Below are 22,279 nucleotides of genomic sequence, written 5' to 3' on the forward strand. Positions count from 1 at the left end.
CCTGCAGCCAAGAAACCACTCAACCACCGAACCACTCAACCACCGCTCAATTGAGCAGAAGCTGCTTCTTGGCGCGATCCCCACTATCCGACACCACCTCACGCGCCCACCGAACGACCAAGTCGCCCGTGCGCTCCGAGCCGCCGGCGGCTTTGTTATTTCGTACATACATCGGCTTTTCGATCGTCACCTTGATCGGGAACGTGGGCATGTCCTCTTGGTTGCCGACGAGTAGCCCGGCCGTCTGACCGGCCGACTTGTTGTGCCGAATCGCCACGTCCCGTGTGGTAAAGACGAACGGGAGCTTGAAGTCAGTGCGATTCATCAGCCCCTCCATCTCGGCGTTCGACTCCGACAGACAGAACAACCCGCCGCCCTCGCCGCCCTGGGCGACATTCTCCTCGACATAGCAACCGTCGCTGAGCACCAGGCTCGCGTTGATCGCACCTGCAGCGCCGCCTCTCCCGGCCGTCTCATTGGCCCGAAACCGCGTCTCCTTGGCCATGAACTGCCCACCCTTGAGGCTCGCCACCGCGCCGCCCACCCCGTCGTTGGCGAGGCTTTGGTTCTCGACGAACTTCGCCCCCATCACCTGCGCGACGGCCAGTCCAATAATCGCAAGCGCGCCGCCGTCGGAGCCGGCCTCGTTGGCGAAAAACTTCGAGCCCTTCGCCTTGAGCGTCGCTCGACAGCCCGTCCAGCCGGCCACAAAGACCGCCCCGCCCACGCGCGCCTGGTTTTTCTTGAAGGAGTTGCCCGAGTCACGGCTGTCGAACACGGCTTGGGCGCCGAGCAACGCCAACGCACCGCCCGAAATCTTGCCCCTGTTTTCCAAGAACTTGCAGTCGGTGAACTTGATCTTCGAGCGCACCGCCGCCAGCGCACCACCCTGGCCGGGCCCGTGGCGCCAGTCCTCGAGTTTGACGACGTCCGGGCGCACCGTCAGCCGGTCCTCGGCGGTCGCCTCGTTGCCCCGAAACCCGACCGCGTCGAGTTGCAGGGGCCCGGAGGCGTCGACCACGAAGATCGCCCCGCCGAGTGTCGACGTGTTGTCCTCGAAGCGCGTCTTCTCGATACGCAGCGTGCCACCTCGCACAAACACCGCCCCTCCACGCACCGCCTTGTTATGGCGAAATCGGCAGCCGACCACCTGCGCGGCGGTCTGTTTGGTGCCGCCGCCACAGTCGACAAAGTGCATCCCACCTTGCGTGAAGTCCTCGATCGCGCAGTGGACCACGGCCAGCCCGGTACAGTGCTCGGCGACCAAGCCCTGTTGGCGTACGCCCTCGCGGCCGACCACATGGCAGCCAAAGATCCCCTGGCGTTGGCCGTGCTCGAACTTGATCGCGAACTCGGCGTCGGCCGGAGGCAACAGCGTGACGCGGTCGGGGTGGCCCACCTCCTGCTGGGCGACCAGCCAGTCCAGATGCTGGCGAATGCTCCCCTCGGCCGGCAGGCGGTGGTTGACCAGCGAGACGTGCGTGGGCACGAAGAGCCGCTCCTGGTACACCCCCGGCGATACTCGCACCTGCACCGGCCCGCGCGTCGTGGTGAACAGCTTGCTGGCACGGTCGAGCGCGGCCTGGATGGTCTCGAAGGGCCGCTCGGGATTGCCCACCCGCGAATCCAGGTCGTCCATGGCATCACTCGCCGCCAGATTCGACGGGTCGACGTACAGGACGGGAGCGTCCTCGAGGCCCGGCGGGCAATAAAACCCGTCGATATCGGCCCCCGCCCCGCGGCCGCGCGGCCGCGCCTTCTCGGCCTCCTGGCGCACGTCCTCCTCCTCCTCCTCGAGGTAGTTGATGAGCGCGTCCAGGTCTTCTTCAGGCCCCTCCTCGCCGGGCAGGTCGATTTCGAGTTCTTGGCTGATCGTGATCGCTTCCGGGACGCCTCCACGACCACCCCCCGCACGACTCGAGGTCTCCATGCTGCGCCGGTCGCCGGTGTGCTGGCCTACCGGCGCGTCGCCGCGCGGCACGATTGGGCGGCTCTCGTTGCGCTTGGCAATCGCGCGGCTGATCAGCATCAGCAGCAGCGCCGCCACGCTCACGCCCCACCCCGCCTTTCGCTCCCCGAGCGGATGCCGCTGCCGACACACCGGCTCGGCGGCGCCGAGTCGGTCGAAAAACCCGGTCGACGCCGTCGGCATCTTGCGATTGCGCGCCTCCTGAGCCAGCGTCAACGCACTGCCGTCGTTCTGGACGGGCGCAGGCAGATCTCCGCTCTGCGCGCTCGAAATCGAGCACTCCGCCCACGGATACAACGCGTAACTCCCCGCCAAAAACGCGACTACGATCGCGAAGTGGCCCACCGACCGCCAATTGATTGAATTCATTGAGATCCCCTCATATCGCACAGCAACGCTGTACCCTATGAGTATCGTGTTCTATGGTGTTTGGGAAGATCTTTAGGGATCCTATCAAAAACCGATCATGGTCGTGACTCCGACCACATAGGCCCCCGTTGCCTCGCACGGGGGAAGGCCCCCCGGGGGCATCGTTCCTAACCAGCAATGCCATCAACCGAAGTTCAGCCATGCGCCAAATCGCCACTATCAACGTCTCCGCTCTCACCCAAAACGGCGACGCCCAAAGCTTCGACTACACCGACGCCTTCGGCCGCCCCGCCAAAGGCCTCCTGCTGCGCTGGGCCGGCGAACTCCGCGCCTTCCGCAACCTGTGCCCCCACTGGTCGATGCCCCTCGACGCCGACACCGGCGAGTTCTTCGACGCCAACAAAAGCGCCCTGTTGTGCAAGATGCACGGCGCCCGGTTCGACCCTGCCAACGGCGAATGCATCATGGGCCCCTGCGAGGGCGATCGCCTCGAGGCACTGCAGGTCGAGGTGAGCGACGACGGCAACACGGCGACGATCCGGCGCGGCCGGACGTTGTCGTTTTAGGTACGAGAAGCAATACGTAGCTTGCAGACGCCCCCCATCCGCCTCGTGCTAAACCGCGCACTCGGCACCTTCCCCACGGGGGAAGGGATGCCACTGCGAAAAGCCACGTACTTCAAATGAGCTAAGGCAACCCTTCCCCGGGGGGAAGGTGGCTCGCGCGCCGTACAGCGCGAGTCGGATGGGGGTCCCCAAAAAGCTACGTCCTTCAAGAAGATCGCAACAGAAAACCACCAACCTCCCACAAATTTCCACCCCACCCAAAACCCTCGCCATATCAACCCTTTAACCGAAACCCCCAGACCCCCAAACCCCTAAACCCCCAAGAAAACACGCAACAAAACCCGCCTCCTCGCCGAAAACCGTAATGAGGGATGTACTACATCATCCCACATCGACACAGCGAGGACGCCAATGACCACAAACGTCGCATACACCGCAGCCAAAGCCGATTTCCCGTTGATCACATCAAATCGGCCTGCTAGGTTATACATAACTTGTCAAAAATTGTTGCAGCTTTTGCGTAACAGCCGACGCGCCCCGTCGGCCCGAGCGCACCGTAACCGCTGGGGCGGTAGTACGGCAGTAGCAGTGCCCCGCAATGTTCTCTGTAAACATGAGGAGGGGGCATGACTACGCGCGACGACACACCCCGAGGGCCCCAAGGGCCCGAAAACCAGCCACCCGCCAACGAGGCATCGGCCGACGACCTCCCCCCGGAGCGCATCACCCAGATGACGCCCGAAGAGCTGGTCGAATCGTACGCCGGGCTGGTCAAGAACACCGGCCAGGAGCTCATCCAACAGCTCGACTGCCCGGTCGATCTCGAAGACCTCATCGCCTGGGGCTACCAGGGCCTGCTCGAAGCCCACCAGCGCTTCGACCCGGCGATGGAGGTCTCCTTCGCCAGCTTCGCCTTCTACCGCATCCGCGGCGCGATGTACGACGGCTTGCGCGCCACCGGCTGGGGCATGCGCGGCACCGCCATCCAACTGCAGGACGCCATCCAGCTCAACGACTACATGGAGTCGAACCTGCTCGCCCAGGCCAAACTCCCCCAAACCAAGTCGCTCGCCTCGTGCATCAAATACCTCGACGGCATGGTCGGCGACTGCGTCACAATCTGCCTGCTCCAAAACACCAAGCTCGAGCAGCTCTCACGCAGCGAAGCCGCCACCCAGGGCAACTACGTCGAACGCCGCGAGCTCATCGCCGCCCTGCAGGCCGCCATCGAGCGACTCTCCGACAACGAGCGCGACGTGCTCGTCGCCTACTACATCGAAGACTACTCGATGACCGAGATCGCCGAGAAGCTCGGCATCTCGAAGTCCTGGGTCAGCCGCATCAACGCCCGCGCCGTCCAAAAGGTCCGCCGCATCATGTTCGAGGATGGGGACCCGTGGGAGCTGTATATGATTCGGGAGTAGCTGGGAAAACGGTGGCATTGCAGGTCAGCAACGATGCCCCGGGGAGGCCTTCGCCACCCCGGGCAGCGTCACAAATCGGCAATGCCGTCATCCTGCTGCCCCAAGCTATCCATACAACTCATCCGTTGACAGCGGAGGAGGGTGTTAGTCGTGGGTAAGAGAGGCGCGGGATGCGCTCAAACGCTGCTGAGCGGCTAAGATGGCGAAGGGAAGAAAACTGACCCCGTAACCGGATTGAAGAAGACCCCAGCCACCCGCCCAAATCGTACTTACGACAACGACCGATACGATCGGAATGGCAAGGACGACAGCCGCCCCCCAAAGAAAGTGCTCGGCCCTCGCCACTCGCCGCGCCAATAGCAACGCAACGCAAGCCATGATCGTCAACACAATCCCCGAGAAAAAGGGGACCACCGAATTATAGAGACCCAGCTTCGAGGAAGTATGTAAGGGCGAGAAGCTCGCGGGGTCGTACAAAAAGAAGGGAAGTGTGACGGCCAGAAAGCTTGCGCCCGCCACCGCGGCCAAGCTCCAAGCACTTTTCCATCCAACTCGACGAGCAACGAGCCCCAAGAGCAGCGGCGTAACGAACAGAAAATGCGCCCGCGAAGAGAGTAGAATCCCCAAAAGACTCGCAGTCGCCGCACCTTTCCAGCCGGGTTGGTCCTTGGAGAGGGAATCGATAACCCACAGGCATCCAAGAGCCACATAAATGGAGTTCGCGAGAAGATCGGTGCCGGTCATCGCCTGCTGCATGACTGCAGGCGAGCTCAGTAGAAGGCAGGTAAAGAACAACGCATCCCATGAGTCGCGACGCTTGCGCCACATCCAGGCGAAGAAAGCGCCAAGCCACAGCAGATTCTGAAGCGAGCTGGTCCAAACCACCGCAAACGGTACGGCGAGCAGGACCGCGCCAGGCATCGGCGAAATCGGATTCTCCAGATAGGTCTGCGGATAGTACGGATAGCGGCCGGCCAAGAGTTCACCGACCGCCAGATTGAGTGCGTCATCTGCATCACTGCCAGCCCCGAAGATTCCAGCATTGGCCATCGGATACAACACCACAAAAGCCAACGCCACGAACCCGAAGAGGCCGACGCTGGCCCAGCGAATATGCCGCGCGCTGACCCTCTTTCGCAGCGCCGGGTAGAAATGGCACACAGCATAAATTGCGGCCGCATTGAGCGGTAGGTACGCAGCGAGCCCCGCACCTCCAAAGTACTTGTAAATGACCCCCAGCCCGGTAAAGCTCAGGCTGAGAAATAGCGCGGCAAGTAATCCATTTGGCATGGGTTAGCCTTCTTACCCTCGCTGACGAGACCTGAAGCCCCACTGCCGAACGGCGATCAATACGAGAAGCGCGAAAGCCGAGGCCGGTACCGAGCGTGGGGAACTGTTCGACGAACTACAGGCACATCCGGGCTCCTCGGGGACCTTGATGTCCATGAAGTCGATGAGTTCGATGCCGGTCTCGGCTTCGGCTCGCAAACCGCTAAAGTCGACAGCTTCGACAACTACGCGGTAAAGGCCCGAAGGCAAGCTGCTTCCGTCAGCGGCACGACCATCCCAGTTCAACTCGATCTGAAACTCGCTCGTGTTAAGCTGAGCGCTTTCACCGTAAACCAAGTTTCCCGCCATATCCCGAATATGGACAGAATAAGCAGCGAGCGGTGAAGGATCTTGTAAAGTGGCGCGAATCGTAGAGGTTCCACTTCCCACGACGAATGCTCCGGGTTCGGCGGTCGGTCCGATAATAACAGGAGCCTCCCCCGGGTCGACCACCTGCGCACCGTCGCTCTCGTAGGGAAGAGAAACGCTCGCATCGGTGCCCTCCCCTAAGTATGCCTGCACTCGCACGTGATAGGTATGCCCGATCAACAGCCGGATATCCTCGAACCGTACATTCGTCTGATTGCCCACGTCGACCGCTTCGGAGACCGGCGAGCCACTGTCGGACTCGACGAGTGTGGCGACATAGCCATCGACCTGGCGCTGGGGCAGGTTCCAAGAGGCACAAAACTGATCGGTGAAGGTGATCGCGTCTACATCGGCGTCTGTTTCACAGTCGGTATCGCGTACAGTCAGCGCGGTATTCACGTCAGATTCATCGAGGATGATTGCCTGACCATCGAGTGTTGGCACAACCACCTCGCTGAAGCCATCGGCATCGACGTCCAGCGCAGATAAGTCTCCGAGTTCGACTCCAAGATTCCAAGACCGAACAAAAATATTTTGAGGATAAGATGGATGCGTCGCATCGGCACCAAGTCGCAACAAGTACAGATATCCGCTCTTGCTGCTCGTCATGTAGAGAGCGTCACTCGTCGGGGTTTTATGGAACCCCACCCCGGCATTGAGGCTTTCATGAGTCGGATCTGAGTCAGCAAGCCTGACTTCCCCATTGGCGAGCACCAACTGGTGCACCAACTTGCCATTGTCCGCATCGAGGACAACCAAGTTGTGGTTGTGAGGCAAAGCGGCCGCGCGTCCTTCGACGATGTACCGGCGATCAGCTCCCCGCACCAAGGATGCACCTGTGCCAGTGTAGCGACTTCGATTCCGCTCATATATGCTCGAGTTGCTCCAAAGCGGCGCCAGCGTCTCGTCAAATGCATACCAGCGCGCAACGATTCGGGCATCGAGGACCAGTTGTGCACTTCGGCCCTCGCCAGCTGGCCAAGCACTCAAACAACAACTAAAGGGAACGTCGGTCGCAGGTGAATGGAGGGTGCCGTCTGCACCATCAATTGGAACAAGTTCGCCGCGGATCCCAGAGACGATGACAGGCCCCGACTCAGTACGAATCGCCAACGACGGATTGGCGCCGCCGCCAACTGCGCTCGGCAGCTCGAAGGCGCCCGGCCACAAGAGGTCCCCGCTGGCTCCATCAATGGCGACAACGGAGAGGGTGTCGTAGGAGGGCTCATCGATTTGTAAGATGATGTCCGGTACCGAGTCTCCAGATAAATCGGCTACCACCGAGTTCGCCTGCCAGATCGCTTCATAAGTGGGGCTGCGCTCGACGAGTCCCTCTCGAGCCCACAGGACCTGCTCGGTACGCCCATCGATGACGGCAAGATCATCTACATCGGCTCGATAGTCTCGATCCACAACAAGCCAATCGAGGTATCCATCTGAATTGGCGTCGAGAAGTCCCAGTGCTGATGAGGGACGAGTTCGACGTAAAGCCGGCCGTCCGAGATGGGCGCTCGAGAGATCGAAAAACGAGTGCGACCGCGCCAGGCTCAACGCCTGCCCAGAAAGATCCGGCCCGCCTAGAAGTTCGTCGGCTTCCTGAGAAGGAGACACGATAGGCTTTTCTCCGGCAATTTCCCGCAAGGAGCCATCGAGGCGACGCACCGTGCCCGTGTCTGTTTCCACATGAACGAAGAGATTCCTTTCTCCAACGCGCGAGCCCTCGAGTACATCCTGCGCTGAATAGACATACTCCGAAGCCAGAACACCATTCGAGTCAAACGCAAGCAAGCGGTGCTCGGACAGAGTTTGGCCAGCAGCATCACGTTTATCGATGAGATAAAAGTAAGGAGACGAGTTCGCATGGGTTCGTGCTGTACTGAGTGTGGATCCGTTGGCACGCCATTCCATCACGGTAGGCATCAACTCGTCTCCATCTAACTCGTGGAGAATCTCGAGCTTGGACCCCACCACTTGTAGCGCACGCAGTTGGCCAATTTCCTCATCCAAGATCAGCACCCAAGGGCGCTGCCGTTCGTGATGAACCACGCCCACTGGCCGTCCATCAACTCGGTCCAGTACTGCGGCAGAGGCCGGGGTCCGAACAAACGTGGTCCATTTATTCTCTCCTTGGTCATAGAAGGCGTGAATAAACTCCATCGTGCCATTCCCGTCGAGATCGACCAGCGGCTCATTGGGCCACGCATGCCGATCGCGCGAGACATCGTCGACATTCAGGTCCCACAAGATCGCAAGCTCGTCGGGTTCGCCTTCACTGCCGAGGAGCATAGCGCGGCGCGAGTTCTTATCGGGAGGATAGTTGTTGTTGGTAAGAAGCAGAACCTCGTGACGTCCATCGTCATCAATATCTTCGACGAAGAGGCGCGCCACCCCGTAGGGCAACGGGGGCGTAAACTCACCTGTAGCGCCGAGCCAGCGCCCGTCGACCGAGGAATAGACATGAACGTGTGAGGTGCTCGGAGCGAGAATCTCCTTGCGGCCGTCGCCGTCCAAATCGGCCAAGGCCATGCGCCGACCGCAGTGATAGTTGCGGGTATTCTCCTCGAGCCGAAAGAGTTCGACCGGATTATCCGCCTGGGCAAAGGTGTACGCGATACCTCGACCGATGCCTCGGGTGGGGGAGCCACAATCAGCTTCGGCAAAGAAGGCATCCGGCAAGCCGTCTCGATCGAAATCCTCGATCAACACTGAGCCAACCAGACCAAGCTCCGAGAGCGACGATTCCCAGAGAACCTTGCCATCACGACCACGCACCACGGCCACGCCCGCGGGCTGGCCTCGACCGATCAACTCAGGGCGCTGATCTCCATCAAGGTCCACCGGAGCGAGCACACTTCGGAGTCCTCGAGGTGTCGTGACCCATTCACGTCGGCCTTCATGCTCGAAGGCTGTGATGCGCCCTCCACCGAGCAACATGATCTCGGTGCGCGGATCCCCGTCGATCTCAGCTAATGCGACACCTTCGGGAAGTCCGGGCGTCGGTAGGAACCAAGTTGGAGCAAGTGATGGACTCTCCAGTGGCAACTCCGTGCTGCGTTGACGCCAGAAGTTGCCCCCCTGAGACACCCAGCTTTGAGCAGCTGCATCGTGGACGCCGGACAATATGCCGGTTGCGACAAAAAACACCCAGACCAGCTGTCGAAAGAGTCGAACTCCCACCTTCGAGCGCTTACGATGTGCTGGTATGCAACACCACATTTGCATCCACCTCCGGCGAGCGACTCTCGCCGAATCAACGAGCCGGTTCTCTACTGCACCATCTCCCTCCGCACGACGGCGATGATGCGATTTTGGTCGGCCCGAGTGAGAGTCGAGCCGGACGGAAGGCAGAGCCCCTTATCAAACAACTCCTCAGAGACACTGCCGCCGATCATCTCACAATCGGCAAATACCGGCTGCATGTGCATCGGCTTCCACACTGGCCGCGCCTCGATATTCTCGGCTTCGAGCGCCAGACGCACGTCTTCGCGGCTCGCGCCGAACGCATCAGGCTCGATCGTCAGCACGGTCAACCATCGAGAGTGAGTGCCCCAGTCGGCCTCCGGCTGGAACTCGATGCCCGGAAGATCACCCAAGTGCTCGCGGTAGTAATCGAAGGTTGCGCGTCTCGCCTCTACACGCTTCCGTAGAACACGCAGCTGGCCGCGACCAATTCCAGCGAGCACGTTGCTCATCCGATAGTTGTAGCCAATCTCACTGTGCTGATAATGCGGGGCAGGGTCACGCGCCTGGGTCGAGAGCTTGCGCGCATGGTCGATGAGGGCTTTGTCGTCGGAGACCAACATGCCTCCGCCGGAGGTGGTGATGATCTTGTTGCCGTTGAACGAAAAAATGCCTGACTGGCCGAAGGTTCCTGGCGCGCGCCCTTTGTAGGAAGCCCCCAGGGCTTCGGCGGCGTCCTCGATCAACGCCACGTCATACTCGCGACAGACCTGGACAATAGGATCGATGTCGGCGCTCTGGCCGTAGAGGTGAACCAGCACCAACGCCTTTGGGAGTTTTCCGCGCGCGGCGCGTTTCTCAAACGCCTCCCGCACGAGCAACGGGTCCAAGTTCCAGCTCTCCCGCTCACTGTCGACCAGCACCGGCTTGGCATTCTGATAGACGATCGCGTTGACGCTGGCCGCGAAGGTCAACGAGGAGACGAAGACCTCGTCGCCGGCCTCGACGCCGGCTTCGATAAGCGCCAGGTGCAACGCGCCGGTGCCCGAGGAGAGCGCCAAAGCGTGCGCGCTGCCGACCTGCTCGCAGAACTCCTGTTCGAAGGCGTCGACGTTCGGCCCCAGCGGTGCTATCCAGTTGGTGTCGAATGCCTCCTGGACAAACTCTCGCTCGAGTTCGCCCAAGTGAGGAGGAGACAGATAGATACGCTCGCGCTGCTCTGACATAATGACCTCGATTCGGTGCCGGCCTGCGCGGCCGGCTTCTAGCTCAAGTGGAACACCATCGGCCCACGATGTTCAAGTGTTTTCGAAAAATCGCCTATCGCACCACCAAGCGCTGCCTGGACATCGTCGGAAGCGGCGCCGGATTAGCTGTGACCGCTCCGTTGTGGCTGCCGGCGGCAGCGGCCGTTCGGCTTACCATGGGTAGCCCGATTTTCTTTCGCCAGACGCGACCCGGCCTCGGCGGACATCCCTTCGAGATGCTCAAGTTTCGCACGATGCGTGAACCCAAACCCGGTGAGGACCGGTTGAAGTCGGACGCCGACCGGCTAACCCCGGTGGGGGCCTTTCTTCGCGAGACGAGCATCGATGAGTTGCCCACGCTCTTCAACGTGCTCGAGGGCGATATGAGCCTGGTGGGCCCGCGCCCGCTGCTGATGCGCTACCTCGACCGCTACACGCCCGAACAGGCGCGCCGCCACGAGGTCAAACCTGGAGTGACTGGCTGGGCGCAGGTCAACGGGCGCAACGCCTTGTCGTGGGAGGAGAAGTTCGCCCACGACGTGTGGTATGTCGACCACCAGAGCCTGCTTCTGGATGTCAAAATCTTGGCGATGACGGTCGCCAAGGTCCTCGCCCGCGAAGGGATCGCCGCCGAGGGGGAGGCGACCATGACCGAGTTTATGGGCACAGACGCTTGAGCCTCACTCGGCTTGCTTGATCACCTTGCCCGGGTTGCCCACCACCGTCGCCTTGGCGGGGACATCGCGGATGATGACCGCGCCGGCGCCGATCACGACGTCATCCCCTACGCAAACTTGATGGATTACGGTGCTCCCGGCGCCCACCCAGGTGCGTTGCCCAATTGTCGAGCCCCCACAAACGGCGGTGTTCGGCGAAAGGTGCGCTCCGTCACCGATACGACAGTCATGCTCGATGACCGCCGCGGAGTTGACAATGACGCCGGAGCCGATCACGGCCGCGGCATTGATGACCGCGCCGGCAAAAACGACCGTACCCGAGCCGAGCTTCGCCGTAGAGCTCACGATGGCTCCCGGATGAACTACCGGCGGGGTCAACTCGTTGGGTAACCGTGCCAGCAGTTCGCTCCGGACGCGGTTGTTGCCAACGCCGAACGCTACCGCATCACCCAGCTCATCTAACGAATCCGCACTTACTCTATCGAAGAAGTCTCCCTGTGAGCAGATCACTGCGGCCCCCCCCGGTTCGACGACTTGCCCGAGCTTAGCTGGATCGATGTCGACGAAGCCGGCGACACGATCGCCGCTCGCCCGAATGGCATCAGCCACCACCTTTCCGTGGCCGCCAGCACCCACCACGATAAAACGTCTCGAGTGACTCATCGTCTGCTCCCGTCGCCTACGACCTCCTTCATCACTTCCAGATAGCGCGCGGCGAGCTTCGGCCGAGCGAAGTTTTCCTCGACGAAGCGGCGGCCACGCTCACCCATCTGCCGAAGCTCATCGGGGTGCTCGACCATCCACTCGACAGTGTCGGCAAGCTCCTCCGGACGTTCCGGCTCCACAAAAATCCCGGACTCGGCCTGCTCCTCGATGACCTCGCGGGCGACGCCGTCGATCGCCAGTAACGTGGGACGTGCGCAGGCCATATAGTCGAAAATCTTGTTGGGATAGACCGTCTTGAAAGTGTCAACCCGCTTCAGCACAGCTGCGCCGACGTCGGCAGCGCGAAGAAGGCCGGGCATTTCAGTCTTGGAGACCGCGTCGAGCCACTGCATATTGGTCAGCCCCCGGCTTTCGGTTTCGGCGATCAAGTCAGCTTTCTGCGGCCCGTTCCCCACTGAGGCCAAGATGATGTCGTCGCGCCCACGCTCGCGCAGGATTTCGGCGGCGTCGATGAGCTGCCACAGGTGATTGGCGATGCCATGCGCCCCGGCATAAAGGACCACGAATTTATCTTGCCAACCGTAGCGCTCGCGAACGTCGGGGTCAGCAGGTCCGGGGGTGAACAGATCGACATCCGCGCCGTTGGGGATAAAGGAGATCTTATCGAGCCCAGCCAAGCCGCGCTCGACGATGTTCTGGCGAAACGCGGGCGTGAGCACATTGATTTTGTCGGCGGCACGGTAACCGGTCTCCTCGAGCCAGTAGGCGAATTGAGTAACCGGGGAGGTCTCCGAAAGCACCCCGGTCGACACCGCCGACTCCGGCCAGAGATCGCGCACTTCGAAGATCAGGGGCCAGCCGCGAAGCGACTTAGCGAGCAGCCCGGGCACCAAGACCAGCAGCGACGGTGAAGTCGCTAAGACCACATCGGCATCGTCGATGTGTGTCATCAACGCCAGCGAGGCGCCCAATCCGAAGCCGCCGAAGGCCCACATCCGACCGAGGATCGACTGGTGAAAGGTCGAGGGCGTGTACGCGCGAAGCACCCGCACACCATCTTGCCACTCCTCGACGACCATTTTGCCCTTGTACTCGGCCGGCTTCTCGCCAGTGGCGTAATGCACTTGACCGGCGATGACGGTCACCTCGTGACCCTGCTCCACCCAAAACCGGGTCATCTCGTTGAAGCGAGACCCGCCGCCCTCCTCGGGCCGCAGGAAATACTGATGGATGACAACGATTTTCATAGGTTCGAGTCGGCTCTAAGTCGCTATTGTGCGAATTGAAAATGAGTAGTCAGCCGCAACGGCTTGGCACAGGATAGTTCGCAGCTCACGCCCAGCGCGGGCGTCCGCTCGCCGTAGTAGCGTGAATGCCAGCCATCAATATGCTCGCCTTCGGCAGCCCGTTCTACGTGGAACTTTGCCTGCGGGGTCATCGCAAGACCCGTGCGAGCATCTTCCGCCGAGATACTCACGCGCACCGAAAACGACCCGAGGTCGAGTGAAAGCACCCAGCGACCGCTCTCGTCGTGCTCGGAATGCCAACTCCCGTCGGCGAGCAGCCAGTGCAGCCGAAATTGGTGCGTTTGGTCGTCGTGTTTGTCCAACCAGTCGACCACTTTCCAGCCGTCCTCTAGGGAGCTGATCAGACGACGGTGAGTCACTCCGAGCCCGCTATAGCCATAGTGGAGGCCTTCGACGCTGCTATCTTGGATACCGTTGCATTCGGCTTCGGTCCAGTACAGCCACTTGAACCGCCGGTGCAGGAGCATCTGATCACGTCCGTCGACGGTCACGGTGTTGTGCGACCCCGATCCCATAAACCAGCGGTGGAAGGCGAGTTCATCGTTGTAGCAATACGAGCCGCCGTCGATGGCGACGTTGACGCCGTCGTGCCACAGGTCGACGTGCAGCTGGTCGGCCTGGCCGAAGCGATCGATGACCGTGCCACAGCGCATGACCGCAAAGTTATCGGAGCTCTCTCGAAGCACATGGAGCCCAGACACCGGAAAGCTCTTCGAGCCGAGCTTGCCCATGGCGACAGGCGCCTCGCAAGCCTCGTTGCCGAAAAACCAAAACAACTCCTCGTCCCACGGGCCCGCCTCGAAGCCGCGCTTGCCGTCGACAAGAAAGCGAAGCGTAGTCAGTAGCGGCCGAAAGTCTGCGTAATCGCAGCTCGTCCACGGGTTGAGCAGGGCGCCGTCGTTGGCCCCCCAGTTGGGAAGACGCCCGTCGGGCTCGTTGACGAAGTGCGTCAGATAGTCGGCCGAGCGGGCGAGGATGCCCGCGATGCGCTCGCGCTCGGGTCCCTGTTCGAAAGCTCCCAGACGCCAGGCCCACACATAGTAGTGCAGCGCGAGCCGGTGGTAGGTATGCGACGACTGACAGTACCCGCCGTCGCTCCAGAACTGCGACAGGCAGTCGTCCAGGAGCAGCCTCTTGCCCTTGTCGCGCCAACCTTCGGCTTCGTCTAAAAACGGAAAGAGACTTCCGACCAAAAATAGGCCCAGCGCTTCGCCGATGAGGTGGTTGTTGTGCACCGCCAGACGCGCGTAGTCGATATTCGCGTCGATATGCTCGGCATGCAGGTAGGCGAGCCGCGCAAACCGACGAAAGTCTTCCTCTTTGAAGGCCGGGTCCCGCGTCATCACGGCTACCGCAAAGCACCAGGCCATCAATCGGATGGCGAGCTCCTGGCCGCTGCTCCAGTTGACGCCCAGCCGGTACGGGTTGGCCTGCTCCCATCGGGCGAGTTGAGTGGTAAACGCGCGCACCCACCGAGAGTCACCAGTGAGCACATACGCCCGAACCCACGCATACAGGTGCGGGAAGCGGTTGACCTCCCAGGTGAATTTGACGTCTCCGCACTCAGCTCCGTGGCCGAGGGCGCTGGCCCAGTATTCGAGTGGCCAGCGCGCACCGGTGCGCGGGTTGAGGTGCCAATCGATCGGGTCGCCGTAGTCGGCCTGCCAGCGCGAAAAGCACTCGATACGCCCATGCAGCGCGTCCTCGGCTTCCATGAGCAGGCGCCCACGATCGTCGGTGCCCAGCCATTGCTCCATCTTCGCGCGAGCTCGCCCCGAGCGCACCTCGGAGTCCAGCGAGACGAACCAATGCGTTGGGTCGAGATTGGCCCACCACTGCTCGATGGACGGAAGGGGGGCGGGGGCAGGGTTGGCCTTCGCCGACTCCAGCCGGCGTCTCAGGCCCGAACGGTTGGACAGCTCGTACCAGACGCGAAAGGCCAGCTTCTTCGGGCCGAGCAGCTTGGCTTCCTCTAGGATGTTTCGCCAATTCTTCACTTCTTAAGATTGAACGACCGCAGTGAAGCTCGCCCGGGTAACCTCGACGAGCTCATCGAATCCGATGGGCGAGGGCCCGCCAGCGGCGACCGCGTCGACAAACGTGTCGATGCAATTCGCATGGCCCTTGTCCTGTGCCAGCGACCCGGTCGAGCCGAAGCCCGGCCAGCCAAAGCCACGCAGCTTTCGAAAGTTGTCGAGCTGCAGGATCCCGCCACCGCAAAAGACCTCCAGGCGCTCCTTGGGGAACGACTTGTCGCCGTTGGCCAGGTAGTGGACCGTACCGAACGAGCCGTCGGCAAACGACAAGGTGATCGCCATTTTGTCCTCGGTCACCTCCACCGCCGGCGCGTCTCCCATGCGGGTGGCGCTCAAGCCGGTGATCGGGCTGCCCGCGAGGAAGCGCAGCAGATCGATGAAGTGGCAGCCCTCGCCGATGATGCGACCACCGCCGACCTGCGGGTCTTGCGTCCAGTGGTCGGCGGGGATGGCGCCGGCGTTGACCGTCATGATGAAGCTCTTCGGCTCGGAGGTCGCGTCCAACAGACGCTTCATCTCTTGGACGTGCGGGGCAAAGCGTCGGTTGAAGCCGACCATCAAGACCGGCGGATCTCTTTGCTCGGAGGCGTGTATATACGCCTGCTCGACCTGTTCGAGTTGCTCGGCGGTGATCGCCAAGGGTTTTTCGACGAAGACGTGCTTTCCGGCCGCCAGCGCCTGCTCGACCAGGCGCGCGTGGTTGTCGTGGCGCGTCAGGATGACCAGTGCGTTGATTTCAGGATCGGCGAACAGCCGCTCGGTGTCGGTGGTGGTCTGCTCGAAGCCAAACTTTTTGCCGGCGTAGTAGCCGCTCATGCCCCCGCGCGAGGCGACGGTTTTGAGACGCGCGCCGGTCTTTTGCAGCGCCGGCAGCATCACGCGGGTGGCATAGTTGCCCGCCCCGACGACCCCGACGACGGCCGAGGACCGATCGCGCCGAAGCAGCCTATCCCGGGCGTCGGCGACCACCTGTGCCGCCCGGCGCACCGGCGCGGAGACCAAACCTTCGGGGTTGAAGGCGACCGTGTCGGTCTCCCGCGGGTCTTCTTCGGGCTCCGGGTACTCCAGCAAAATCCCGATGGCCTCGCCATTTTCGGTCAGCTCCGTATAAGCGGCGGCGGCGTCGGCGATATCGAAGTGATGGGTCGTCAGCGGCGAGACGTCGAGCTTCTTGGCCGCGAGCATGTCGAGCACCGCCTCGAAATTTCGCTGCTCGGTCCAGCGCACAAAGCCCACCGGATAGTCGAGCCCGCGCTCCTCGTAATTGGTCTCGTAACGGCCCGGCCCATACGAGCAGGAAACCTGGAAAGTGAGCTCCTTTTCATAAAAGTCGGCGCGATTGAGCTCGAGGCCGGTCACACCCACCAGGACAATGCGCCCGCGCTTTCTGCACATCTGGGCGGCCTGGTGCATCGGCTCGCTGCTCTTGGTGGAGGCGGTCACCAACACGCCGTCGACCCCGCGCCCGCGCGAAAACGCCATGCCTGCGGCCACCGGATCTTCGCCGGCGCTCAGGTTGACGGTGTCGGCGCCGAAGCTCTCGGCCATCTTCAGGCGCGTCTCGTCGAAGTCGATGCCCAACACCTCACAGCCGTGGGCACGCAGCAGTTGCACGGCCATCAGCCCGAGCAAACCCAACCCCGTGACCACAAAGCGCTCACCGAGGGTGGGCTGGACCAGCCTGATGCCCTGCAGCGAGATCGAGGCGGCCACCGTAAAGGCGGCCTCGTCGAAGTCGACCCCGTCGGGGATCTTGGCGCACAAATTCTTGGGTACGTTGACCACCTCGGCGTGCGCCCCGTTGGAGACGACGCGGTCGCCCGGCTCGAAGCCCTCGACACCGTCACCGACCTCGAGGACCACTCCGGCGTTGCAGTAGCCGAGCGCCAAGGGCTGGTCGAGCTTGGACTGGACTGCATCCAGCGTGGTCCACAACCCGTCGGTGCGCACCTTGTCGAGCACCTGCTTGACCTTCTCGGGCTGCTTGCGCGCCTTCTCGAGGTAATTGGCCTGCCCGAACTCCACCAGCATGCGCTCGGTGCCCGCCGACACCAGCGTGCGGCGGGTCTGGATGAGCAAGTGGCCCGGTTTGACCGAAGGGCAAGGAATCTCGACGATCTGGGTGTCGCCGGTTTTGAGGCTTTGGAGAACCTGTTTCATAACTGTACGTCCACGGGAGCTGGGCGGTCGCGGTCGACGAAGGTGCGACACCACAGCTCGATACACATCAGCGAAAAGATCGGGTAACTCGCATCGATCTGGCGTTGGGCGTCGAGATCGACGAGGTGTCGCACGGCCTCCGGGTCGAAGATGCCGCGCCGTTTGAGAGACTGCTCCCCGAGAAGCTCGTCGAGTAAGGGACGCAGATCGCTTCGAAGCCACCCTCGAAGCGGAGCGCCAAAGCCGCTCTTTGGCCGGTAGACGACCTCTTCGGGCAAATAGGGCTCCATCGCTTTCTTGAAGATCCATTTCCCAGTGCGACCGCGTTGTTTGTACCGCACCGGTAGGCTGGTCGCAACGCCGATGAGGTCGGGATCCAGCAGCGGGACGCGTACCTCCACACCGGTCGCCATGCTCATCTTATCGGTGTAGTTGAGGTTATGGTCAGCCAAAAAATGCTTGGCCTCCAGGTAGAGCATGCGGTTGAGCGGATCCGTCTCTCTCGGGATGCGCGCGAGGCTGCGAGCTAGCGGCGCCTTCGGTCGGCTCCCGCCGAGCACAGTCCGAAAGTGGTCGCTGTAGAGCCCGTCGCTTACCTCAGGGTTGAGCCAGTAGAAATAACTGATGAGCCGCGCATCATCGTCCAAGCCGGCATACTCGAAGGCTTTGCGCGCCCGGCGCGCCAACGGGTTGGCCGCGGGTACCGTCCGAGCGGCGGCGCTCATCGTCGAGCGCACCCCTGCAGGAAGCCAGCGCCACATCCGCTCGAGCGTCAGGGCGTAATGGCGCCGGTAGCCGGTGAAGATGTCGTCACCGCCGGCGCCCGACAGCAACACCTTGATGCCCTTCTGGCGCGCCAACTCACTGATGAACAGCGCATTGATAGGCGCCGGATCTGCTTGGGGCTCGTCGAGCAGGTAGATCATCTCCGGCAGCCGCTCGATCATGTCCGGGCCGACGTCGATGCGGTGCAGGTCGACTCCGAGGTGCTCGGCGACGCGCTCGGCGTAAGGGAGGTCTTGCGCGAACCCCTCGAAATCACCTGTCTGCTCGCCGGTAAACCCGATCGTAAAACACTGGATATTGCGGTCGGGCTGGAGCTTTCGATACATCGCCACGATCGACGAAGAATCGAGTCCCCCCGACAGGAAGGCGCCGACGTTGACGTCGGCGACCAACTGGCGGCGAACAGCCTGCTCCAGACCGTTGCGCACCCGGTCGACCGCCTCGTCGACGTCGATCTCGTCTGGGGGGGCTTGATAGGGAAGGTCGTAGAAAACCCAACGCCGGGCCACCGCCCCATCGCGCACCAGCATCGCCTCGCCAGGCTCGAGCTTTCGCACCGCGCGGAGCATCGTATGCGGCGCGGGGCACCAGAGGTAGGTCAGATGGTACTGGATTGCCTGGGGGTCGAGCTCGCGGCTAACCACGGGACTCTGTAAGATCGCCTTGAGCTCGCTCGAAAAGAGGAATCCGTGGTCGGTCTGGGCGTAGTACAACGGCTTGATACCGAGCCCGTCGCGAGCCACAAGCAACTCGCCTCGTTGCGGATCCCACAGCGCGAAGGCAAAAATGCCGTTGAGCGCAGAGAGCATCTCGGCACCGTCTCGTCGGTACAAATTGAGCAGCACCTCGGTATCCGAATCGCTCCGGAACCGAAAACCTTGTTCGGCGAGTTCTTCTTTGAGTTCTCGATAGTTGTAGAGCTCGCCGTTATAAACGATGCACACGCTCTTCGAGCTGTCCCACATCGGCTGGTGGCCGGCGTCGGAGAGATCGATGATCGACAGACGCCGATGGGCGAGGCCCAAGCCGAGCTTCGCGTCGAAGAACTCGCCGGCGTCGTCGGGGCCGCGGTGCGCCACGGCGTTGTTCATCCGCTCGAGCAATCCGCGGTCGAACGTCCCCCAAAATCCTCCAATGCCACACATGTCGACTCGCTAGGTATCGCTGGAAAAAGAGTAAATGCGTCGCCTCACAACGCGGCCGCGAACAGGTCTCGGTACTCCGAGGCGGTGTCGTCGGCGAAAATGGTGTCGAAGGCAAGCTGTCTGGCGCCACGCTGGAGTCGCTCGAACTGGTCGGGTCCCATCTCGACGAGGCGCTCGAGCACGTCGACGAACGTCTCACGGTCATCGAGCGTGATGTCCCAACCGGCTTGCTTCTGCTCGAGCTCGCGCCAGGGGGTCGCCTGGCCGATGAGCACCGGGCAGGCCGCCATGAGCGATTCGAGGATGGCGTGGCCGAAGCTCTCGCTCTTCGAGGGCAAGAACATGACATCGTACTGGCGCAGGGTTTCTTGGACCTGCGGGTGGGGGAGCGCCCCGTGGAAGGTTGCCGTGACGTGCTCGGGCAAGCGATCGGCCACACGCTCGCAACGCTTATGGTACTCGACGTCGGAGAGCGGCCCATAAATGTCGAAACTGACTGCACCCTTCGAAATCTCGCCGAGTACGTCGAGGGCGAAGTCGATATTCTTGATGGGCGAGACTCGGCCCAAGTAGCCGACGCGCAGCTCGCCTTTGCGCTTTGGCCGTCTATCTTCCGGCACTTGCGGCGACTCGAGATGGGGCAGGGGAACCCCGGCAACCCCGACATGAACTTGCGGACCGAAAACCCGCTGAATCTGGGCCAACTCCTCCTCGTCGGAGGCATGCCACGTTACATCCGAATACAGCCCGAGGACCTTGGCCGCGGTCAGAAACGCATTCTTTTTGGCCGCCTTGAGCTGGAGCGCGGACTCGGAGAACTCCCCGCGGGGGGCGACCACCGCCGGCACCTTTGGCGCCAACCCGAAACGACGAAGGAGAAGCGGCAAGATGGTATAGTTCGCCGAGAAAAAGCTGTTGTAGTACGCAAGATCGTAGTCGGTCTCATTGAGCAGTCGATGCATCGCCAAGGCGATATTGTCAGCGGCTGACAGATAGAAAACCTCGGCCTTTCCCACCTGATTCCAAGCGTTAAGCTCGACGGAGTCGTATGGGGCGGTGTCCCCCTCGTCGCGGTCGGCGGTGACGATCTTGAAGCGGAAGTCGTCACCCAGATGGCCCACGAGGTTGGCGAGCGACTGGACCGGGCCGCCGGACTTGTAGCCGGGCAGATAGTAGTCCCGGAAGATTAGAATCGTGTCGGTCATCATTGGCTGGTGGGTTCGAGAACGTTGGCGATCCAGGAGCCCAGGCAATTGAGCAGCCAGACGCGCGACCACGACACCGAGGCTTTGCCTGCCAGAAAATCCTCCCACAGCGTCGCAATAGCGTGCTCGCGAAAGCTGGGAATCGCCGCCACCCGCTGCAGATTTGTCCGGCAGGTGTCGCGCAATGGACCTTTGAGCCAGCGCTCGAAGGGCATGCGAAAGCCCTGCTTGGGACGGTGGACGATCTCGTCGGGCAGAAGCCCGTCGAGGGCGTCTACCATAAGCTGCTTGGGGGCCATTTTCGGACGCTTGACGGCGTCGGGAATACGCACCACGTATTCGGCCAACTCGTGGTCCAGAAGTGGCACGCGCACCTCTAGGCTGTGGGCCATGCTCATCTGGTCGGTGTCGCGCAGCAAGATGTCGTGCATATAACTGGTCGCCTCGGCGTAGCTCACCTGGGATAGGGTCGGCATATTCGGCCGGGCGAAGAAGGCCTGGCGGAGCCGCCGGGTCACCCCCAAAGTCTCGTCCCCAGGCTCGTGCAGCAATTCGCCGAGCTGCGCGCGAGACAGCACTCGGCGCACCACAGGATAGGCTTCGGCAATCGATCCGTCCGAGCGAAGCAATTCGGCGATCTTCTGAGCAGCGATCGGCCGGGTAGGGCCATCACAAACCGTGGCGACGGCGTGCCGAAGCGGGGCCGGCACAGCGGCGAGTCCCGACTGGAAACGCCCCAGGCGCTCGAGTCGCGCGAAGTTGGAGTAGCCGGCGAATAGCTCGTCGCCGCCCAAGCCCGACAGGGCGACCTTCAACCCGCGGCGGCGCGCTGCCTGCGAGACGATGTAGGTGTTGATGCCGTCCGCGGAGGGATGGTCCTGGGCGCCGAGCGCGGCGTGGGCGTGCTCGTAGAGTTCGTCGTCGGTCAACTTCACTTCGACATGGTCGGTGCCGAATGCGTCAGCGGCGATTCGCGCAAAGTGGCCGTCATCGAAGCCGGCGTCATCGAAGGCAACCGCGATGGTCTGGATGGGACGCTCGACCAGTCGGCTCATCATCCCCACGACCGCCGACGAGTCGATACCTCCGCTCAGGAACGCCCCCAGCGGCACGTCGCTGACCATCTGGCGTTCGACGGCTCGATACAGTCGCCGCTGGACCTCGCGGCGCATGGTGGCGGGGTCACCAGCCAGCGGCTCGGCGGCGTGCTCGGCCAGGTCCCAGAACTTGCGGATGCAGACACCGCCGGCGTCCACGCGCATGGTCGCCCCCGGCTCGAGCATCCGCACGCCCTCGACCAGAGTGGCCGGTGGAGCGACGGATTGCAGTGACAGAAACTCCGGGAGCCGAGCTTCGTCGAGCTGCGCAGCGACGCGGCCGCTTCTCAAGATGGCGCGCACCTCCGAGGCGAAAACGAGTTGATCGCCCAGGCGCGCGTAGTACAGCGGCTTGACCCCGAATCGGTCGCGCGCGAGGAGAAGCGCCTGCTCGCGCCCATCGTAAATCGCGAAGGCGAAGTCACCCACGAGGCGTTCGATGAGTGCTTCTCCCCATTCGAGAAAGCCATACAACAGTACCTCGGTGTCCGAGTCGCTGCGAAAGGTGTGACCTGCCCCGCCAAGCTGGTCGCGCAGCTCGTGGAAGTTGTAGATCTCGCCGTTGAACACGACCTGGACCCGGCCATCGGCTGCGGCCATCGGCTGGTGACCCAGCGGCGACGGGTCGAGGATGGACAAGCGCCGGTGACCGAGGACGACCTGCTCATCGGAGAAAACGCCGCGGTCATCGGGGCCGCGATGGGCCAGCGCGCCGATCATTCGGCGCACCGCCTCCTCGCCGCCCTC

The 22,279-nt window shown here is 62.3% G+C and carries 14 protein-coding genes; 3 read left to right on the forward strand and 11 right to left on the reverse strand.

From position 1 onward, the window contains the following. Positions 1 to 46: 46 nt before the first annotated feature. The gene (locus FIV42_RS13175; protein ID WP_141198146.1) at positions 47 to 2,338 is read right to left on the reverse strand and encodes a right-handed parallel beta-helix repeat-containing protein; all 2,292 of its coding nucleotides are present in this window, start codon (positions 2,336 to 2,338) and stop codon (positions 47 to 49) included. 200 nt (positions 2,339 to 2,538) lie between these two features. On the opposite strand from FIV42_RS13175, the gene FIV42_RS13180 reads away from it, so the two are divergent. Together FIV42_RS13180 and FIV42_RS13185 are read left to right on the forward strand one after the other, a co-directional pair. Then, on the forward strand, positions 2,539 to 2,904 hold the full coding sequence (locus tag FIV42_RS13180) for a Rieske (2Fe-2S) protein (protein WP_141198147.1): 366 nt from the start codon (positions 2,539 to 2,541) through the stop codon (positions 2,902 to 2,904). A 626-nt stretch (positions 2,905 to 3,530) separates the two neighbouring features. Beyond that, positions 3,531 to 4,328 carry a sigma-70 family RNA polymerase sigma factor gene (locus tag FIV42_RS13185; RefSeq protein ID WP_141198148.1) on the forward strand — a complete coding sequence of 266 codons (798 nt, stop codon included), beginning with the start codon at positions 3,531 to 3,533 and terminating at the stop codon, positions 4,326 to 4,328. A gap of 144 nt (positions 4,329 to 4,472) precedes the next feature. Here the strand turns inward: FIV42_RS13185 and FIV42_RS13190 are convergent, their stop codons facing one another. The 3 genes from FIV42_RS13190 to FIV42_RS13200 all read right to left on the reverse strand — a co-directional run bounded on the left by FIV42_RS13190 (position 4,473) and on the right by FIV42_RS13200 (position 10,432). Next, entirely contained in the window at positions 4,473 to 5,618 is a 1,146-nt protein-coding gene (locus FIV42_RS13190) for a hypothetical protein (protein ID WP_141198149.1), read from the reverse strand. Positions 5,619 to 5,630: 12 nt separating this feature from the next. Continuing rightward, positions 5,631 to 9,170: a FlgD immunoglobulin-like domain containing protein gene (locus tag FIV42_RS13195; RefSeq protein ID WP_168210618.1), complete on the reverse strand. Its 3,540-nt coding sequence runs from the start codon at positions 9,168 to 9,170 to the stop codon at positions 5,631 to 5,633. A 122-nt stretch (positions 9,171 to 9,292) separates the two neighbouring features. Beyond that, positions 9,293 to 10,432: a DegT/DnrJ/EryC1/StrS family aminotransferase gene (locus tag FIV42_RS13200; protein WP_141198151.1), complete on the reverse strand. Its 1,140-nt coding sequence runs from the start codon at positions 10,430 to 10,432 to the stop codon at positions 9,293 to 9,295. 68 nt (positions 10,433 to 10,500) lie between these two features. Here FIV42_RS13200 and FIV42_RS13205 point away from each other — a divergent pair, with 68 nt between their 5' ends. Continuing rightward, positions 10,501 to 11,130 carry a sugar transferase gene (locus tag FIV42_RS13205; protein WP_141198152.1) on the forward strand — a complete coding sequence of 210 codons (630 nt, stop codon included), beginning with the start codon at positions 10,501 to 10,503 and terminating at the stop codon, positions 11,128 to 11,130. 3 nt (positions 11,131 to 11,133) lie between these two features. Here the strand turns inward: FIV42_RS13205 and FIV42_RS13210 are convergent, their stop codons facing one another. The 7 genes from FIV42_RS13210 to asnB (FIV42_RS13240) are packed head-to-tail and all read right to left on the reverse strand — an operon-like array spanning position 11,134 to position 22,252. Further along, on the reverse strand, positions 11,134 to 11,793 hold the full coding sequence (locus FIV42_RS13210; RefSeq protein ID WP_141198153.1) for an acetyltransferase: 660 nt from the start codon (positions 11,791 to 11,793) through the stop codon (positions 11,134 to 11,136). Then, positions 11,790 to 13,043 (reverse strand): glycosyltransferase family 4 protein, encoded by a 1,254-nt coding sequence (locus FIV42_RS13215; protein WP_141198154.1) that lies wholly within the window; start codon positions 13,041 to 13,043, stop codon positions 11,790 to 11,792. Before FIV42_RS13215 ends, FIV42_RS13210 begins: the two co-directional genes overlap by 4 nt. Before the next feature lie 23 nt (positions 13,044 to 13,066). Continuing rightward, positions 13,067 to 15,100, reverse strand: a complete 2,034-nt coding sequence (locus FIV42_RS13220; protein ID WP_141198155.1) for an alginate lyase family protein — start codon at positions 15,098 to 15,100, stop codon at positions 13,067 to 13,069. A gap of 3 nt (positions 15,101 to 15,103) precedes the next feature. Then, complete coding sequence (locus tag FIV42_RS13225; RefSeq protein ID WP_141198156.1) at positions 15,104 to 17,299, reverse strand: bi-domain-containing oxidoreductase; 2,196 nt, start codon at positions 17,297 to 17,299, stop codon at positions 15,104 to 15,106. After that, on the reverse strand, positions 17,296 to 19,230 hold the full coding sequence (gene asnB, locus FIV42_RS13230; protein ID WP_141198157.1) for an asparagine synthase (glutamine-hydrolyzing): 1,935 nt from the start codon (positions 19,228 to 19,230) through the stop codon (positions 17,296 to 17,298). The genes FIV42_RS13225 and asnB (FIV42_RS13230) overlap by 4 nt, the downstream gene beginning before the upstream one ends. A 44-nt stretch (positions 19,231 to 19,274) precedes the next feature. Beyond that, positions 19,275 to 20,435: a glycosyltransferase family 4 protein gene (locus tag FIV42_RS13235; protein WP_168210619.1), complete on the reverse strand. Its 1,161-nt coding sequence runs from the start codon at positions 20,433 to 20,435 to the stop codon at positions 19,275 to 19,277. Continuing rightward, complete coding sequence (asnB, locus tag FIV42_RS13240; RefSeq protein ID WP_246099098.1) at positions 20,435 to 22,252, reverse strand: asparagine synthase (glutamine-hydrolyzing); 1,818 nt, start codon at positions 22,250 to 22,252, stop codon at positions 20,435 to 20,437. The genes FIV42_RS13235 and asnB (FIV42_RS13240) overlap by 1 nt, the downstream gene beginning before the upstream one ends. Positions 22,253 to 22,279 lie beyond the last annotated feature (27 nt).

The sequence above is a fragment of the Persicimonas caeni genome (assembly GCF_006517175.1).
Lineage (GTDB): Bacteria > Myxococcota_A > Bradymonadia > Bradymonadales > Bradymonadaceae > Persicimonas > Persicimonas caeni.

What these genes read in the sequence shown, in the direction of transcription:
- FIV42_RS13175 (WP_141198146.1), bottom strand. Translation starts at nt 2,338, where the DNA reads ATGAATTCAATCAATTGGCGGTCGGTGGGCCACTTCGCGATCGTAGTC.
- FIV42_RS13180 (WP_141198147.1), top strand. Translation starts at nt 2,539, where the DNA reads ATGCGCCAAATCGCCACTATCAACGTCTCCGCTCTCACCCAAAACGGC.
- FIV42_RS13185 (WP_141198148.1), top strand. Translation starts at nt 3,531, where the DNA reads ATGACTACGCGCGACGACACACCCCGAGGGCCCCAAGGGCCCGAAAAC.
- FIV42_RS13190 (WP_141198149.1), bottom strand. Translation starts at nt 5,618, where the DNA reads ATGCCAAATGGATTACTTGCCGCGCTATTTCTCAGCCTGAGCTTTACC.
- FIV42_RS13200 (WP_141198151.1), bottom strand. Translation starts at nt 10,432, where the DNA reads ATGTCAGAGCAGCGCGAGCGTATCTATCTGTCTCCTCCTCACTTGGGC.
- FIV42_RS13205 (WP_141198152.1), top strand. Translation starts at nt 10,501, where the DNA reads ATGTTCAAGTGTTTTCGAAAAATCGCCTATCGCACCACCAAGCGCTGC.
- FIV42_RS13210 (WP_141198153.1), bottom strand. Translation starts at nt 11,793, where the DNA reads ATGAGTCACTCGAGACGTTTTATCGTGGTGGGTGCTGGCGGCCACGGA.
- FIV42_RS13215 (WP_141198154.1), bottom strand. Translation starts at nt 13,043, where the DNA reads ATGAAAATCGTTGTCATCCATCAGTATTTCCTGCGGCCCGAGGAGGGC.
- FIV42_RS13225 (WP_141198156.1), bottom strand. Translation starts at nt 17,299, where the DNA reads ATGAAACAGGTTCTCCAAAGCCTCAAAACCGGCGACACCCAGATCGTC.
- asnB (WP_141198157.1), bottom strand. Translation starts at nt 19,230, where the DNA reads ATGTGTGGCATTGGAGGATTTTGGGGGACGTTCGACCGCGGATTGCTC.
- FIV42_RS13235 (WP_168210619.1), bottom strand. Translation starts at nt 20,435, where the DNA reads ATGACCGACACGATTCTAATCTTCCGGGACTACTATCTGCCCGGCTAC.
- asnB (WP_246099098.1), bottom strand. Translation starts at nt 22,252, where the DNA reads ATGATCGGCGCGCTGGCCCATCGCGGCCCCGATGACCGCGGCGTTTTC.